General features: G+C 52.6%; 16 protein-coding genes. 10 read left to right on the forward strand and 6 right to left on the reverse strand.

What is annotated here, in order from left to right; all coding sequences use genetic code 11:
• The first annotated feature begins 20 nt into the window (after nucleotides 1–20).
• Both KOR42_RS06145 and KOR42_RS06150 read left to right on the forward strand, forming a co-directional pair.
• Nucleotides 21–665: a nucleotidyltransferase family protein gene (locus KOR42_RS06145; RefSeq protein WP_146507974.1), complete on the forward strand. Its 645-nt coding sequence runs from the start codon at nucleotides 21–23 to the stop codon at nucleotides 663–665.
• Nucleotides 666–1,005: 340 nt separating this feature from the next.
• Nucleotides 1,006–1,767 (forward strand): DNA polymerase III subunit delta, encoded by a 762-nt coding sequence (locus tag KOR42_RS06150; RefSeq protein ID WP_146507976.1) that lies wholly within the window; start codon nucleotides 1,006–1,008, stop codon nucleotides 1,765–1,767.
• A gap of 118 nt (nucleotides 1,768–1,885) precedes the next feature.
• Here KOR42_RS06150 and KOR42_RS06155 read toward each other — a convergent pair whose 3' ends face one another.
• Nucleotides 1,886–3,229: an FAD:protein FMN transferase gene (locus tag KOR42_RS06155; RefSeq protein ID WP_146507978.1), complete on the reverse strand. Its 1,344-nt coding sequence runs from the start codon at nucleotides 3,227–3,229 to the stop codon at nucleotides 1,886–1,888.
• A 291-nt stretch (nucleotides 3,230–3,520) separates the two neighbouring features.
• On the opposite strand from KOR42_RS06155, the gene KOR42_RS06160 reads away from it, so the two are divergent.
• A complete protein-coding gene (locus KOR42_RS06160) occupies nucleotides 3,521–4,174 on the forward strand; it encodes a hypothetical protein (protein WP_146507980.1) in 654 nt (217 codons plus the stop codon).
• A 1,298-nt stretch (nucleotides 4,175–5,472) separates the two neighbouring features.
• A complete protein-coding gene (locus KOR42_RS06165) occupies nucleotides 5,473–5,670 on the forward strand; it encodes a cold-shock protein (RefSeq protein ID WP_146507982.1) in 198 nt (65 codons plus the stop codon).
• Between the two features lie 281 nt (nucleotides 5,671–5,951).
• On the opposite strand, the gene KOR42_RS06170 is transcribed toward KOR42_RS06165, so the two are convergent.
• The 3 genes from KOR42_RS06170 to KOR42_RS06180 form a co-directional block, all read right to left on the reverse strand.
• Nucleotides 5,952–6,638: a hypothetical protein gene (locus tag KOR42_RS06170; protein WP_231740696.1), complete on the reverse strand. Its 687-nt coding sequence runs from the start codon at nucleotides 6,636–6,638 to the stop codon at nucleotides 5,952–5,954.
• Between the two features lie 54 nt (nucleotides 6,639–6,692).
• Complete coding sequence (locus tag KOR42_RS06175) at nucleotides 6,693–7,412, reverse strand: hypothetical protein (RefSeq protein WP_146507986.1); 720 nt, start codon at nucleotides 7,410–7,412, stop codon at nucleotides 6,693–6,695.
• A 68-nt stretch (nucleotides 7,413–7,480) separates the two neighbouring features.
• Entirely contained in the window at nucleotides 7,481–7,972 is a 492-nt protein-coding gene (locus tag KOR42_RS06180; protein ID WP_146507988.1) for a DUF2752 domain-containing protein, read from the reverse strand.
• Nucleotides 7,973–8,579: 607 nt separating this feature from the next.
• Between KOR42_RS06180 and KOR42_RS06185 the strand changes: the two genes are divergently transcribed.
• Nucleotides 8,580–8,786, forward strand: coding sequence for a small basic protein (locus tag KOR42_RS06185; RefSeq protein WP_146507990.1), 207 nt, complete (start codon nucleotides 8,580–8,582; stop codon nucleotides 8,784–8,786).
• Nucleotides 8,787–9,015: 229 nt separating this feature from the next.
• Here the strand turns inward: KOR42_RS06185 and eboE are convergent, their stop codons facing one another.
• Nucleotides 9,016–10,188 carry a metabolite traffic protein EboE gene (gene eboE, locus KOR42_RS06190; RefSeq protein WP_146507992.1) on the reverse strand — a complete coding sequence of 391 codons (1,173 nt, stop codon included), beginning with the start codon at nucleotides 10,186–10,188 and terminating at the stop codon, nucleotides 9,016–9,018.
• 200 nt (nucleotides 10,189–10,388) lie between these two features.
• On the opposite strand from eboE, the gene KOR42_RS06195 reads away from it, so the two are divergent.
• The 5 genes from KOR42_RS06195 (at nucleotide 10,389) to KOR42_RS06215 (ending at nucleotide 14,402) form a co-directional block, all read left to right on the forward strand.
• Nucleotides 10,389–11,000 carry an RNA polymerase sigma factor gene (locus KOR42_RS06195; protein WP_231740698.1) on the forward strand — a complete coding sequence of 204 codons (612 nt, stop codon included), beginning with the start codon at nucleotides 10,389–10,391 and terminating at the stop codon, nucleotides 10,998–11,000.
• A gap of 19 nt (nucleotides 11,001–11,019) precedes the next feature.
• Nucleotides 11,020–11,532, forward strand: coding sequence for an anti-sigma factor family protein (locus tag KOR42_RS06200; RefSeq protein ID WP_146507994.1), 513 nt, complete (start codon nucleotides 11,020–11,022; stop codon nucleotides 11,530–11,532).
• Nucleotides 11,525–12,946, forward strand: a complete 1,422-nt coding sequence (locus KOR42_RS06205; protein ID WP_146507996.1) for a hypothetical protein — start codon at nucleotides 11,525–11,527, stop codon at nucleotides 12,944–12,946. Before KOR42_RS06200 ends, KOR42_RS06205 begins: the two co-directional genes overlap by 8 nt.
• 92 nt (nucleotides 12,947–13,038) lie before the next feature.
• A complete protein-coding gene (locus tag KOR42_RS06210; RefSeq protein WP_146507997.1) occupies nucleotides 13,039–13,752 on the forward strand; it encodes an ABC transporter ATP-binding protein in 714 nt (237 codons plus the stop codon).
• The gene (locus tag KOR42_RS06215) at nucleotides 13,749–14,402 is read left to right on the forward strand and encodes a hypothetical protein (protein WP_146507999.1); all 654 of its coding nucleotides are present in this window, start codon (nucleotides 13,749–13,751) and stop codon (nucleotides 14,400–14,402) included. Before KOR42_RS06210 ends, KOR42_RS06215 begins: the two co-directional genes overlap by 4 nt.
• A gap of 105 nt (nucleotides 14,403–14,507) precedes the next feature.
• Here the strand turns inward: KOR42_RS06215 and KOR42_RS06220 are convergent, their stop codons facing one another.
• Nucleotides 14,508–16,532, reverse strand: a complete 2,025-nt coding sequence (locus tag KOR42_RS06220; protein ID WP_146508001.1) for a DUF2079 domain-containing protein — start codon at nucleotides 16,530–16,532, stop codon at nucleotides 14,508–14,510.
• Nucleotides 16,533–16,536 lie beyond the last annotated feature (4 nt).

Raw genomic sequence — 16,536 nt, forward strand, 5'->3', positions numbered from 1 at the left:
CTCTCAGCCCAGGATTCGCTGTGAACAAATCGGAGCGTCAGATTGCCCCCGAACTCCATGCAGCGATTCCGGCAGCGGGTTTCAGTCGCCGAATGGGGAAACCGAAGTTGCTCATGCCGATCGAAGGCAAAGCACTGATCGAGCACCTCATCGACCACCTCCAGCATCCCTCGATCGGTTCGATTTCTATTCTCGTAAGAGCTGAAGACAACGCGCTGCGTCGTTGTTTGCAGACGACCAACGCCACCGTTGTGTTCGCAGAAACTCCGACTCGTAACATGCGGGAAAGCGTCGAACATCTCTTCAATGCGATCGAACAGACCGTGAATCGCAACAAACCCCGCGGCATGCTGCTCATTCCGGCGGATCACCCCTTCGTTGCTTCAGATGTGCTGAACAGTCTTGTCTCTCAATGGCTCACTTCGCCCGACCGAATTGTGGTCCCGATTCACCAAGAGCGGCGAGGACATCCGGTCATCTTTCCGTGGGATGTGATTTCGCGCCTCGATGAAATCCCCGCTGATTCCGGACTGAACTGGCTCGGCAAAGAAATGGCCCACCTTGTTCAGGAAGTTGCCGTTGATGATCCATCGATTCACTGGGACATCGACACCCCTGACGACTTTCGAAGAATCTCAGCATTTGTGCAAAATCGACTCAAGTAGCTGAACTTCATCGTCGCAATCGACTTGTCTTGATTCTTTTCTCGATGATTTCTGCGATGGCTCGTGCGGATCACTGTCGCTCCGAAGTTCCGATTCTCTCGAAAACTTGAACTCTGACTGAACGACTCGTCAGGCAACTGCCGATTCTGATGCATCTTCGTACTGAAAATGACGATAAATACGAATAGAGGAAATAGACCATTTTCGTGGTTTCGATGCACTCGCTTGAAGTCGTGCCTTATCAAGCAGGCAGCCTGGCTCGTGCGAAGTCACGGGCATCGGTTTATCACACTGTCATGGAAGAGTTGGGCGATTGCGTTACGCAGTCCGGAGAATGATCATGGATACCATTGGCACAATACGACCGGAAGAGAGCTTCTGCTCATCAGAAAGCCAACTCGAAGAGGCTGTTGAACGCTTGAAGTATCTGGTCTCTCGCAAGAGTGCGGGACTTCTGGTCGGTTCGAGCGCGGTGCAACTCCAGACAGCGACGGAACAACTGATTCGCTCGCTCTCCGAAGAAGGGCAATCAGCCCAACAGATTCATCTCGCGGGGGTCTCTGTTGACGAATTCCCTGAATTGATTGCGACGGAACTTGGTGTGCGCCCCGTTCGATCGAGTCGAAAGATCGATCAGTGGTCCGCCATTTCGAACTTCGCTTCATCGTCGAAGCTGCTTCCGGTCCGACGATGCCTGATCCTCTCCGGACTTGAACTCGTCGACGAATCTCTCATTCCCGCCCTCGATCGCATCCTGACGCTCATCCGGGGCACAGTTCCCGTGATTTTCACTTCCTGGCAATCGCTGCGAGAACCTCTTCGAACCGTTCTCAGTCAGCATGCCTGGATGAAGGTCGAAATCGGCAATTTGTCTCCTCAAGAGTCGGTGCAGGAATTGGCAGGAGAACTGGCCCGAAAGAAACTCGACGTCAAACTCTCGGCAGACGCAGCCGCAGTTGCCCATCAACTGACCAACGGAGACTTGAATCGGTTGAGACGTTTGGCCGAACTCGCAGCGATCGCTGCCGAAGCCGACGAACTTCCCATCATTGACGCTGACGTGCTGAGATCGCTTTCGGAAGAAATTCCCTCTGTGGCCTGAACCGGTTTCAGAAGGAACTTCACTCCATGAAACGGGGATCACTCGACATCTATTGTCCCTGTTTCTTCGGAGGGAAAATTGTCTTGCGCGAATCCGTGAAGCGATCTCGAAGTGGACACTACAGAGACTCATCAGGGCCGGACTCGCTGTGTGATTTCGACGAACTGGCCACCTGCTCTTTCAGTTGCTGCTTGAACTGATCGCACTCTTCCGGCGGAGTCGTACACATTTCACAGATCGAGCGTCCCTCTTCATCTTTGAGCCCCTCTGCACCTCCACAACTTCCTTTCAGAGCTCGATTGGAGAAAATCACTCCGACCGCCAACCCGGAAAGTGCGAGCGCGAAAACGAGGATCGTGACCAGAAAAACAGTGAGCGGAGACTCCTGACCATCGCCTTTGAGGTCATCGGGATCGACTTCCACAAAAGCCCCTTCGGAAGCGGTCGTCGCCAGCTTCTCGATCCCGTTTTCGTCATCAGTGATCAGATAGGCTGCGATTCCTTCCTGATCAGCGAGGCGCATTCCTTCTTCAGGACCGAGAACCATGAGTGTCGTCGCCCATGCGTCGGCGAACATGCAGTTGTCGGCAATCACCGAGACCGATGAGAGATCATGCGTGACGGGCGATCCGGTTCGGGGATCGATCGTGTGCGAATACCGTTTTCCATCGTATTCGAAGTAGTTGCGATAATTCCCGGACGTCGCGAGCGCCTGATTCTCGAGCGCGACAGTCGCCTGAAGTTGTCGACTGTCTGAGTTGGGGCGTTCGACTCCGAGTCGCCACGGCTGCCCCTCTTTGCGACCCGACGTCCGAACTTCTCCGCCGATCTCAACCAGACAGTTCTCAATCTGCTGCTCGTTCAACAGAGCCACGATTGCGTCAACGCCATATCCCTTCGCGATCGCGGAAAGATCGAGTTCAACATCCGGAAGCGATTTCTTGATCGCGGGAGGGTTCATCCGCACGGAAATGTGCTCCCCTCCGACGCTCTCCATCGCTGCCTGAATCTCTTCGTCAGAGGGAATTCCATCCGCTGCCGGGTCTTTTCCGAAACGCCACATCCGAACGAGTCGCCCGACCGTTGGATCAAACGCTCCGCCCGAAACTCGAAAAATCTCAAGGGCTGCTTCCACAACTTCCGCCGTCTCCGCAGAGACCGGAAACCAGTCGGTCGAGGTCTGAGCGTTGAATCGCGAAAGCTCTGATTCGGGATCATAGGTCGACATCATCGCGAGGATTTCATTGAGGCGGTGGTCAACCTGTTCTCGAATGAGTTCAAGGTCCGGGCCGTCGGTCTGCAAAGCTGACTCAACAACCCATTTGATGGAATAGGTCGTTCCCATCGTTTCGCCGACAATCTCGACGACCTCAGCGTGTCCCGTCTGTGGCACGAGAGCGATCATGAGAAAGTGAACGAAGGCAGCCAATCGGACAGCGAAACCTGAAACCCGGGAAGTCATTGCGCAGTAACCATTGAAGGAAGTAAAGAAACCTGTCGGAATTCGATTCTACCCAATGTCCTGCCCGGGAACAGGTACGCGGTTTTTGATCGAGGTCGCAAACTGGCAACATCCTCAAACACGACGTGTTTCCGTGTTGATCTTCGGAAACAGGAGGTTTAGGAAAGGTCGGAAATCAATTCCAAAGAAACATTCTGTAACATGTGATGAGATAGAATGTTGCGAGAATTTGCACCCAATTGCAAAAGAGACTGTTGTGATCGGGTACGGGGTTTGCCACAGTGTTTCGAAATGATTACCTTCTCATCGAAATCACTCCCGTTCTCGCAAGACGTCTTCATCGCTTTCAGAATCGCCATTCTGGAAACTGAGGAAAGACTGTCCCTCGCGCATCAAATCGACCTAGCGGATCATTCCGGGTTCGGATATCTGACACAGGTCCCGTTTCTCAAGAGTGTGCCGCCGCAAGTTCAAATCGACTTGCTACTGACATTCTGGGATCGATACCTCGCGAGAGAGCGTTTTGCGTCTGACTATCTCGACGAAAGTATCGTCTACGCAGTTTGCGAAACAGCTGCGACGCTTGTGCGGTCGCAACCGACAGTTGCCAGTCGATTCATTGAAACTGGACCGCTCAACTGCCCGTTCACCCCCACTGGGGAATCTGCGGATCGGCTTCAAAAGCTCCATCTCGATTACGTCAGCAATGGACACTTTCTGCTCCTGAGCCAATTTCAGGACCTTCCGCCCGATGAAGCTCGCGAACTCAAGCGGGAATACGGAATCAATTCCGACTCGAGCGAACGCATGTTTGACGTATTGAGCCAGTGGCATGTCTCGACAGACGTCGAATCCCGAGCGATCGGTCTGCTCACCGAAAGCGAATCGGCGCGGATGAGTCAGGTGCTGGCAACTTCGATGGGATTACGAAAAGTTAGTGAATAACGTCGCTTGTGCAAAAACCGGAATTGCCTTTTCGTGAAAGACGTGCTCTAATCAAGAGAAGTTATTGAATTGTCACAGCAATGATGCTGGGCTTTTCCACATTGGGGTCCGGGAAATTTCGTTTCCTAGTCTGCAAGACGGTAGAGTCCTGTGATCACCTGTGGTTTAAGTGCGTTTGGGAAGTTCTGTTTTGCTGCCGACTGAAGTTTGCTTCGGGTTTGTTCTAAAATTGATTCAGTCACTTTGGCTGCTGATCTGCGGAAGTTTCTGGGCATTGGCCGTACACTTTCGGCCCGCAACGTTTCATCCCCTGGACGCGAAAGCTCTCTCTGATAACGCCCCAATTCACCCGAAAAGAACTGGTGGCAATCTTCTTGTGCACTTCTTTGCACCATTTCTTCACTCTCTCTATCGCGAACGGATAACCGCCGTTCCCTTGATACATCGAAGGAATGCCTCACAACGACTGTACGTGATTGAGCATTGGCTCACACGAAGCCTTCATTCGAACAATCTGGTTCGAAAAAGTCGTGCATTGGCAATCCGATTCAAAAGCAGTTGCCTGACCAGCAACTTCGCTTCAACTTTCAATGCAGCTACTGATTCCCATCGCCTGGCGAGTCTTTTCTCGCGTTTTTCCGGGTATCAGTTTGCTGAGCGGCAGCTTTACGAATTGTCGTTTAGGTCTTGAGTTTAACATGAGAACGGTTTCAGCTGTCGTCGGTGCATTTTTGTCCAGGAATGGATGCTGGAGTGGTCAGACACTTTGGGCTCCGGATCGGTTGAAGTTAAGGAGTTTATCCCAACCACAAATATGTGTCTCTGATGCGATCTCATCTGGAAGAGAGCACATCAGGACCATCAACCGGAGAACAGAGTGTTTCGTTGCGAATTGTGTCAGGCAGTTGTCCCAGCCGGTGTGCGTACCAGTCGTGTCATCCTGGTAACACGGTCGAAAACCTATGTCGAGCGTGGCCGTCAACCTATGGAACGAGGAGGCCCACGAGGACGGGGAAGAAGTTCCGGAGGAAAATCCAAATTTGACAAGGGCGGTGAAGGCTCGGAGATCGTTCGAGAAGCTGCCGTCTGCCCAAAATGTGCTGCACAGCACGAACAAGATGAAGAAATAAAACAACAACAACTTATTAACAGCTCACCTGAAACAGGTGAGTCTGATTCGGAGTCTTGACCGATTTTTTCGGTCTCAATTCGGAATGGAACTGTTTCCATTCCAAACCCACTTCTTGGTCCTGATACCGGGACCACCCACCACTACTTGGATTTTGGAGAGTACTGAAATGGCCACTGGTCGCATCCGTAAACTTGCGGAAAAAGGGTTTGGTTTCATCGAAACTGACAAAGGAGATCTGTTCTTTCACATGTCTTCACTGCAGGGCTGCCGATTTGAAGATTTGTCCGAGGGACAGGAAGTAGAATTTGAACGCGGTCAGGGTCCAAAGGGTCCACGCGCCGAGAACGTGAAGCTGGTGGGATAAGCCAACGTTTTCTGTGACCGAAGAACTGATAATGGCGATCTGTCCTCGTGACAGGTCGCCATTTTCTATTTGATCACACTCTGCCCGGAACGAATCATCAATCGCGACCTGACGACAATCGAGCCAGCCAATCGCCACGCCTAAGCCCAGTGACGATCTCTTTATACAAGCTATGAATGTGAATTCCCATTGGGAGTCAGAACCGTTTCGCTCAGGCCGCTTGCTTCGACCACAACGGCACTCTCTAAGACGAACGAGTTCAGAGAAACCACGCAATCAGCTTAGTTTGCCCAGCCGATCATGTCTCCATGGAATCGGTCATAGAAGATCCAGCCAATTCGCTCGCTGAGTCGAGAGAGATATTCCCGCTGAAACGACGTCAGCGATTGATCATAAGACGAGCGTGGGACACGCGTCGGGAAAACGAAATCAAGTTCTTTGGTGAAGATCCTGTCTCCGTAGCCGTCTTCATCCACTTTCACGACGTGAATATAAGCTTCCGTCTGTCCCCGATACAAAGTGGTGCTGGTCCCTTCGTGCAACGAGAAGTCTGCCAGTTCAATCTCGATCACATAGTCGGCATCAAACTCGGCGCCGATTTCTTCTGCTCGCTCCCAGTCCGGATGCTCATCAACCCAGGCTTTAATAAAGTCGGGATGGATCATGGTAATGTGGTTCTGAGACAGCCGCCCCGACACATATGTCGCAACCTGTTCATCAATTTGTGGAAACTTCCACTGCAGCTCCGTCGGTGCAAAGCAAACGACCGCGACTTTAATATCGGGGTTGCTGAGCGACTCTCCCGTCTCCGCATCAAAGTCCGGTTCAATTGAAGGCGGACCGTGAAGGAGATAGCTGATGATCACAAACTGCGAACACCCCGAGCAGGTCAATCCAAGCAGGCACATCAGCACCAAACTCCGGAAGGCTCTTCCAAACAGAAATGGAGTCATAGGATTACTGTTCATGTTTCAGTTTGAGGGGTCGAAGACTGCGATTTGTGGAGAAAATGACGACGCGGATTATCTCGCAAAGAGATCACCCTGACTCACACGGTAGAACGAACTCCCAACATCGTCGGCAATCTGATCGATGAAGCGGCGAATGAATACGTTCTGGGGCATTTGATCGGTGGTGACCGGATGCGACGTGGGATGCGTGGTCCGGAATTCCTGATCGTAAACCCGTAATGTCGATTTCATAGAGTCATCACCGATGACCTCGTACCCGACGATGCTTCCGCTCGTGCGTCCGCGAAACAGATTCGGGCTGTTATCTTCGCGGAACTGGAAGCTGTTGACGTTGATCACCATGATGTAATCCACGTCAGGTAATTTCCGGGCCAGGAGATTCGGGTCGAACGTTCCGCCATTCGCGTCGAGGATATTTGCCGCAGCGTCCGGATGGAGAACCGCCATTCCTCGTCGCTTCATTCTTCGGATCACTTCATCCTGCAAATCAGCAGTCAGTGAATCGTATTCAGATTGCACATATGACGGAGCTGTGCAGTGGATCAGAATTCGCTTGTTTTCATCTTCGAGAGAAATGCCGGTCGCCAGTTCAAAACCGGAGGTCTGAACTGGATCCCCGATCATCATTTTTCCCATCATCACCAGCGAGTTGAGGCACCCTGTCGAAATGACCGTCAGGGCAAAACACAACATCAGTTGCGCGATGCGTCGAGAATGAGCTCGTGAGTGACAGGATGTCGGTTGTTCCGGCATCGGGTGGTCCTTCACCATTGAGCGAGCATCCTGCTCGCCGGGGAGGGAATAAATGAGGCAACAAACTTTTGATCGAAATGGCAGTCTCAAGACGAAATCAATCGGGCTGTCCACTGAAGAAGAGCGACGCTTGTGATCACTATCATCAGGAACAGGGCCAACTTCGTCGGATCTTCAACTCGAAACAATGTCCCGCTTCGCAGGCTGATCATCGCCCAAGGCAGGAATGCCAGGCAGACCAGTGACAGCAGAAACACTGCCAGATTCGCTTTCGCTGAAGTGATCCAACGTCCACGGACAAAATTCGACACACTCGTCGTCCCGCCACAGCTGGGGCAGTTGACTCCAAAGAGCGTCTGGATTGTGCACGGTGGAAGTCCGAATTGTTGATGGGTTCCGTATCCACGAGGGTCAGGTTCGACCGACGCTGCCAACCCGAAACCGAAAAGGATTCCGAGTTCAGCAAGGATCAGGAGAATTTTGAGGGGAAATGTGAGGGGAAATGAAGGAATCTTCGAATCACGCATTTGAGTGATGTGACTTTGAATATCGATTGGACTGTGAAACGACAAGCTCATTCTTGGCACAATTTCAAGCAGAAAACTAGCCCCCTGCGCGAGAAGTTTTCACGTCTGCCCAGTTCTTCTCCCCACACGGAGCGCTACCTGAATCTCCAATCAAACGTCATGTTTGCCCCCTTGAGCGGATCTTGAGAAATGATCCCCCAATGACGTTTTTGCCTCAGTGAACGTGATTCGACCGCAAAACTCATGCACCCTGCCGAAAACGACTGCTGCAGGCCGAATCCATTATCCCAATTCCTGACCGATCACAAGAAGCTGGCCGGATCTCTCGAACTCCGCGGAGGCGGCTGCGAGTTTTACCGTGCTCGATTCCCTCACGATGCACTCGAAAACGAGCAGACGGACGACGATCAAGCGACCCCACTTGAAGCAAAATCTGCCGAACCATTGGGTTCCGATCTCTCCCAAATTCCCATTCCCAACCTCCGATATGAACCACTCAGTGGTGCGAAATCAGCTTCAATCGGACTCAGAACGAGAAATCGAATCGAAACGTTGATTTCGCTTCCCTGATCCACTACTCTTCACGACCCTGAAATTTCGGGGACGGCCGACGATGTGTCGGTCGGTTCTCTCAATTGCCTTGAAACTGTGTGCTAAGATGAGTGTTGACAAGAGTTTACGAGGTGGCGGCCGGCTGGCTCGATCACGCAACGTCTTGAAGAGAAGCGAGCGCATCGAAAAGCTGAAAGAGCAGGACCGATGGATCGAGTCCCAAAGTCCTTACGGTCTGCCGAAAGTGCGTATCGTCAAAGTTGTGGCAGGTAAGAAAAAGAAGAAGAAGAAAGACGAAGACGAGGACAAGTAAGGCTTTGTCCCTAAAATTGCCCGGAAGAAACAGAACGGGCAAAATGGGCATCCTTCGCAAAGTCCGTCGACTTCAACGACTTCTTCATGCATCCGCTGAACTTGCGGAACGCTAGAGACTCTCGGGTGTCTGAAAACTCCCGAGAGCTGAAAACAACAAGGCGACCCTCCTCATTGGTGGGTCACCTTATTTTATTGGCACCTCTTCTCTTCATTCGCTGACAGGTTTGTCAGTCGCTGCCGATTCGCTTCAAAAGCTCGCGAGTCGCTCGCAGTTCGCCGACAAGTCCTTCAACGAGCGGAATGTCTCTTTCACCCGGAAGAACATTCCACGTGTATGTCTCCACCTCAAGATGTGGTGCGTAGTCGAGCTTCGCGACTGCAGACAACGCATTCTCAAGCTCTGGTCGAGTTGTCCCCAGCTCGCCGACTGACTCAGCATCGACCGGGACATGAAAATGGACTCGCCACAAATCGGCACTTCGAAATTCTTCCGGAGGATTTTCGCACAGCTCGACCGAGAGATCTGTCGCTGAGACGATTCCGTTCGATGATCGGGCAAAGCTTTGATGCAGATATCGTTGCTCAACAAACTGCTTGAGTTGATCGCGTGCCGCTTCTCGCTCCCACGGATTCTTCACGTCAATGGCACAGGTGATGTGCACTTTGTTGATGCGAATTCCGCTGGCGGTGAGATCTTCAATCGACTTGGCTGTCTCTTCAAATTCGACAGCTTGATGACAAACGTCGTAGCAGACCCCGAGATGCCGCCTTGCGATCTGATCGTGTCCTTGATTGTCTGCCTCTGAGAACAGCTTCTCAAAGAATTGAATGGTTTCCGGAGTCGTCTCAAGAACACACAACGGTTCCGGTTCGATCGCAAGTCGGATGACTTTTCCGGTTTCGTCATGGAGGCGATCGAGTTCTTCCGTGAGTTTCAGCAAGTTCTGGATGCACTGATCGTCAAAGTCGCTCGGTCTTTGGAACCCCTTGAACCCCAACGGGACGGTCGACAAGCTTCCTTCTGTGCCTTCAGGCATCAACTCGGCGAGCACATGGGCACAGGAAATGGTATAAGCGAGCCGTTCTTCAGTCGTCCAATCAGGCAAATAAACCTGTTCTTTGACTCGTTCGCTGTGAAAATTCCCGTACGGAAACGTATTCAGTGTGTAGCAGACGAGATCTCCCTCCTGCAGAACGTTCTGCAGCTGGGAGACTTTTGCGGAGTGCTCCTGGATTTGCGCAATTGCCGAAGCGGGCAACCAAAGGCCAGCCGCAATCCGGTCTCCGAGTTGCTGTCGTGCGGGAATTGTGAAACTCGTCAAACCAGAAGCAATTTCTTCGATGGTTTTCCCAGGATGAACGTTTGTGCAATAGCTGAGCGGCAAAGTACTGAGAGACATCTGAAATCCGTCAAATTCATCAATTCGGGCGTCCAATCAATCTAGGCAAACTGAGATCTACTTCACAGCCTGATTGCCAGCTACGATTAAAATTGGTTACCTTTAGGGACAATCGAAACTCGCGATCTCTTCCGGGGTTTCAATTGTATGTGATAAGTCGGAGAGAGAAGTCCTCTGAGCAAAGAATCGTAAAGCGAGTGGTGACATCTTCGCTGAGCCAGCCTTCCTATCTCCACGATCCTGACGTGCAGCTGATGTTGCGAGTCAAGGACGGGGATGATGGTGCGTTTGCACAGATTGTCCAGCGGTTTCAGAACCGACTGGTCGGAGTATTCACGAATATGTTCGCCGATTCTTCGCTGGCAGAAGACCTCGCTCAGGAAGTCTTTCTTCGCGTTTATCGAGCCAAACAGGGATATCAACCGACCGCAAAACTCTCGACCTGGATTTTCCAGATTGCTCACAATCTTGCCAGTAACTCGAGACGTTCCAAAGGTCGCAAGAAAGAAGTTCAGTTCCAGCAATCACTGAGCGGTTCACAACCTGTGGCGTTCGGTGAAGAGCGGCTTCCGGAAAATTCCTCGCTGATGCCAACCCGACAGTTCGAAAAATCCGAGTTACAAGATCGAGTTCAACAAGCAATGTCGCTTCTCAATGAACGGCAAAGGATGGCTGTCCTGCTTCATCGCTTCGAAGGTATGAGTTATGCGGACATTGGCGAAGCCATGGACTTGTCCCCGCAAGCTGTAAAATCACTACTGTCGAGAGCCCGGGAAAATCTTCGGGAAGCACTCGAATCATTCGTTCAATAACCTCAAAACCTTTCGTCTCATGGACAAGCTGAGCAGACTAACTCCCGAAGACCGCGAGAATCTCATCGCTTACCTTGATGGTGAGCTTGATGAGCAGGCGACGCGTCACATGGAGTCAATGCTCGTTGAAAGTTCCGTCGCGCGCAACGATGTCGAAGCTCTTTCTCGAACTTACGATCTGCTCGACGAACTGCCTCGGCCGAATGTCCCGAACGATTTCGTTGAACGAACCGTCGCCACTGCGAAAATGGAACATGTCTCCGTTCCAATTTCGAAACGCCCATGGTTTCGCAAGACGACCCAGATTTTGACCCTCTGTGGATGGACGACTCTCCTGGTCGCATCGGCAGCTGTGGGAAGTCTGGTCTCCAGTCGGTATTTTCAGAGTCAGGACGATGTGCTGATCGAGAAGCTTCCGGTGATCGAAAATCTCGATGTGTATTACGAAGTGGACAATCTCGAGTTCCTGAACCGGCTCAGTGCGGAGACGTCGCTTTTGAACGAAATGGCGAGGGAGGCAAACGATGAATAAATCCTTCGTAAAACTCTGGATCTTCCTGTCAGTCATCGCAGCCATGATCCTCGGCCCCTATCTGGTTCGAGACAAGTCCGAGTTGCTTGCACGACGCAGCAACAACTTGAAGAAGATCGCTGAGATGACGCCCTCGAAACGCGATCACCTCAACCGCAATTTTTCTGCGTACGAGACCATGACCACTGAACAAAGACAGCAGATTCTGGAGATGCACTCCGAACTGCAGTCGACTGCTGCTTCGAGTGATCAGCAGTTGAGCCAGGTCATGAATACCTATATGGACTGGTTGCAAACGCTGGAACCGTACCAGCGCGATCGGCTCAAACAAATCACCGACCCGTTGCAGCGAATTGACGCCATCCACGAAATCCTCGAGGAACAACGCGTACGACATGCTTCGCAAGTCACGCAACGATCGCTGGGACGAGAAATCGACCCTCGGCTTCGCGACTGGCTCCGGGCCATGTCGAGCGTGCCAGTCCTTTCGAATGAATCCATTGAACGCCTGATGGACGGAGTGGTCGAACTGAACCCTCTGCTCTTTACCCTCGACGATCGTCGAGAACTGGATCAGCTTGAAGGCTTGCAACACCATCTTCGACTTCTGGAAATTATCCGAAGTCGATCAGACGCCTTCCCGGTAGATCGAGGCCCACCCGGTGAGAGAGGACCTTCCGGAGATCGTGGTCCCGGCCCTGGTCCTGGACCTCCCGGAGAGCGAGGTCCTTCTGGCGAACGCGGTCCTCCCGGATTTCGAGGCCCGTTCATCTTTCCGGAGTATCGCCCGGTCCTGGATTCCCTCGTCGCGAATTTCGATCGTTACGTCGAAGATTCCGAAGCGAGAGACTTTATCCACGATGATTCCAGCAAATTTCCTGACACTTTCCGGCTTCAGGGGATGCTCTTCAAATCGATGATGCTGGAAGCCATTGAAGAAGAACGGATTTCGCGCAGAGCCACAACTGCCGATCTGAGAGAAGATTTTGACGCCATCAGCGAAGCCGAACAGGATGAACTTCTCAGCTTGTCCGCCGTCGACTTCTACCGGTCTCTTGTCTCTGCGACGGAGACACATGACGGCGTCCATCACGTTGACGTGATGAAAGCGTTTCTTCCCATTGAAATGCTTCACTGGTCACTCAATCGTCGCTCGAAATTCGGTCGCCGCGATCGCGGGGACGACGACGACCGAGACGGAGACGGCCGAGACAGAGACGGCCGGAATGGCGAAGGACGAAACGGGGAAGGACGGGGAGGATTCGGCTTTCGGGGAGACGGCCGGAGAACGGACAATCGTGGTCCCGACGATGATGGTCGCCCGCGCGTCGGCCCCAATCGTTTTCAGCGTGATCCTCCCAATGGCCCCAACGAAGAATCGGACACATCCAAAGACGATCAGTCGCCGGAGTAGAATTTGGGTCTCCACAGCCTCTAAGATAAAGGCTGGCTTTGCCGAACGTCGGCAACGATTTTCCAAGTAGCTGCTCAAGACAGACGATCACGATGACAGATGGACTGAGAGTCCAGCAGTTGACCAAGCACTTTGACTCAGCTGCAGGCGAATTGACCATTCTCCGAGACGCTGAATTGTCCATGTCGACGGGTGACTCTGTGGTCATCACCGGCCCTTCCGGGTCCGGCAAGAGCACTCTGCTCTACATCGTTGGAATGCTCGATCAACCGAGTTCCGGCACAGTGTCTCTCAACGGTGTCGATTTCAGTTCGCTTTCGTCGGCAGATCAGGCTCAATTTCGGAACGAGCAAATCGGTTTCGTCTTCCAGGATCATCATTTGCTCCCGCAGTGTTCGGTTCTGGAGAACGTTCTTCTTCCAACACTTGCAGGATTCACGGACCGTTCCGACGCAGTGGATCGAGCGAAGGCGCTCCTCGATCGTGTTGGGCTCTCTGACCGAATCCAACACTTCCCCGCGATACTATCGGGGGGAGAACGTCAACGTGTTGCCGTCTGCCGGGCACTGATCAACCAACCTGTCCTCCTTCTGGCAGACGAACCAACCGGAAACCTCGACCCTGTGACCGCCGAATCCGTCGGCTCACTCCTGCTCGAAGTTTCGAACGAGCAACAGACGATGCTGGTTTGTGTCACTCATAGTATGGAACTTGCGAATCGCTTCCCGGTCCACTACGAGTTGTCCCAGGGCAAGCTTGTGGAAGTCAGCAACAAACTCGACCATTCAGCCGAGGCGAACGCATGAGCACGCCGCCGAGACGTCCCGGTCAACGACAACGGAGCTCCTCGCGGGTTGTTGTTTTTTTGATCATTATTGGGATCGGCTGGTACCTTCAGCGATCTGAAGAGGCCGAACAAGAGAACGCTCCGCCTTCGATCCCGGTCGTTGAAGCTCCTTCACTCGATCCTGACGAGGAGCCGATCCAACAGTCTGCAACAGACGAGAACACGGCGAGAACACCGGAGATCAAGATCTCGGTCCCGAACACCGAGCCGGATGAGCAAGCCCCGTTTCTTGTCGAAGTCTCTGAGAACATCTTTGAGTCTCCAGCCGGACTCGTTTACCGGTCCGGCAGCGTCGATGGTCATCGCGTCGACCACGTTCTCAGCCACGCGGAAGACATCCCTTCCAAACCGATTCACGGAGTATTCCGTGGAGATCGTGAAGAGATTTTCAAACTGATTGATGATGCGTGGAAAATCGCTCAAACACGCGGCCCGCCACAGGTTGAGACAGAGCAAAATCGTGATCGAACCGTTCTGACCGTCGATATGAAACGCCCGATCGGATACGTCGGAGGGCAATCGGGAAAACGGCAGGGACACCCCGAGTGCAGAAAGATTCGACTGGTTGTTGAAGATCAGAATGTCATCACAGCCTACCCAATGAGATAGGACGTCCTCACGGTTTCTCTCTTTCGCTGAAGCGTATTCTTTAAAGCACGCCGCTCGATACGTTCCGGTGAACCGTGCTCGTTCCACCGGTTGTGCACGTTCAGTTTATTTCAACTCGATCGTGGACGACTTGCGCTTCAGCACCGCGAAATACCCATTGGTTTCATCGGGAAGCAACTCCCATTCATCGGGTTCGGCGACCAGTTCACGAAGCTTTGAAATGTCGTCGTACACTCCGATGCTGTATCGATGACGTCGATCAATGATGATGAGATCCGTATCTGTGGGAACTCGATCTTCGTAGTTCGCCACCTTTCGCGGATAGTCGCTGTAGTCGTACGATCGTTCCTGATGCGTCAAACGAACATGCACATAGTCTGTCGAAGCGACGCGAGCGTTAGCGGGAATCTGCTCGAGAATCGCTTCAATTGCCTTCGCTCGATCATCTTGGACGTAAAGGCTCTTCCAGTACATTTCGTGCCCCGGATCCCAAAAATGAATGCTTACCGGGGAAAACCCGAAGAGGAGCGTGGTCGCGAAGGAACAACTGACGATCCATTTCGCCATCGTCCCCTTCCCTGTCCGGGCGAAGTCGGCTCCCACGACAACAGCTGCGCTCCACACCAGAATCGGGACGATCGGAGCATGAAAATGGTGGTACGGTCCCGGAGGTTGCATCGCCAGATTGTTCAGACAAAGAAGCATGAACAGCGGAAGCGCAACGAGCAACTGTGACCACGCACGCAACGGCATCCCCAGCGGCACTAGCAGACGAAGGAAGTAGATCACCGAACCAACTGTGACAAGCTGTCCGAGCAAGAGCTTTGGATTCAGCAGCATGTTCGTCGCGATCTCGGTCGGAGTCTTCCCGAACGCTTCAAAATATCTGGCATAGTGGACCGTTTCCCAGCCGCGAAAGTAGGGGATGGCGAACTTCACAACGACGAGAAGGTAAATCGTGGCCAGGACGCACGTCGCGATTCCAATCCAGAATCTCGCTGCATCACGCGGCGTATTCTGTCGTTTGGATCGCACCCATTCGTGACACGCCATCCACAATCCGAACGGTGCAATGACGATTGCATAGTCTTCCTTGGCTGCAAGACAAAACAGGAAGCATCCGATCATCGTTTTCCATCGACGTGATTCACTCGCAAGGATCGCCCAGAACATCGCCGGGACTCCGAAAACGATCGGCCGAAACGTCTTGAGATCGATGGCGATGTCCAGAAAATGCATCGGGAAATACAAGAGGTAGGCCAACCCCATCAAACAGGCAGCCTTCGGATCACCCGATGATCTACGGGTGATGAAATAAACGGGAATCGCCCCCGACGCCAGCAGCAGAGTCTCGCAAAGCTCAAGAAGCAGGTGCGAAGGCCAAAGTGCGTAAACCGGCAGAAGGAAGAGATGAGCGAACTGAATGTGCTCGCCCCAGAACAAACCCTGATCCAGATAGCTGCGAAATCCTTTCCCGTGAAGCACATTCCACAGATGCTCTTCGTACATAACCGAATCGCCATGCGGAATCCGCAGGTTGAACCAGAGACACCAGTTCATGCCGACGGAAATAACAGTGAAGAGAATCATCCCGAAGACCAGGAACAACATCGCTCGAAATTGCGACGATTTCCCGGAAGCTTCATCGATCGCTGTTCGACTCCACTTTCGGCGATCCAGCAGCTCGTAACACCAGCCAGCAAGGAAGAGTCCAAAGGCCAGGTTGACGAATCCGATCAGCAAACTTGTGAGCAGTGGAGAGAGAAACGCAACCAGCCAGAGGATCGACCACGCAAGCAGCCACCAGGACCACCTGACGGTCTTCACGAAGACTTCGGAAAGGCTGATCCTCGATCCGCCTGTTCCGATCCAACCGGAACAGGCAACGGAGAGATTCACCACGAAGCTGGTCATCAGCCCGACCAATAAAACTGCCAACCAGTTCAGGCTGACATCTCGATTGGACGCAACGGGAGCGACAGTTCCGCCCAGACTTTCCACAATCGTTGCGCGCAGCGACTCTGAAAAGAATGCACTGGAGGCCATCGACGATTCCAGAACGAATCCGACAAAAATCGTCACTGCGACCACTTGAAGAAGAAGCGCGAAGAAAGCTCGTTGAGAAATCATATCA

Origin of the sequence: Thalassoglobus neptunius (assembly GCF_007859735.1) — a bacterium.
In the GTDB taxonomy this organism is placed as follows: domain Bacteria; phylum Planctomycetota; class Planctomycetia; order Planctomycetales; family Planctomycetaceae; genus Thalassoglobus; species Thalassoglobus neptunius.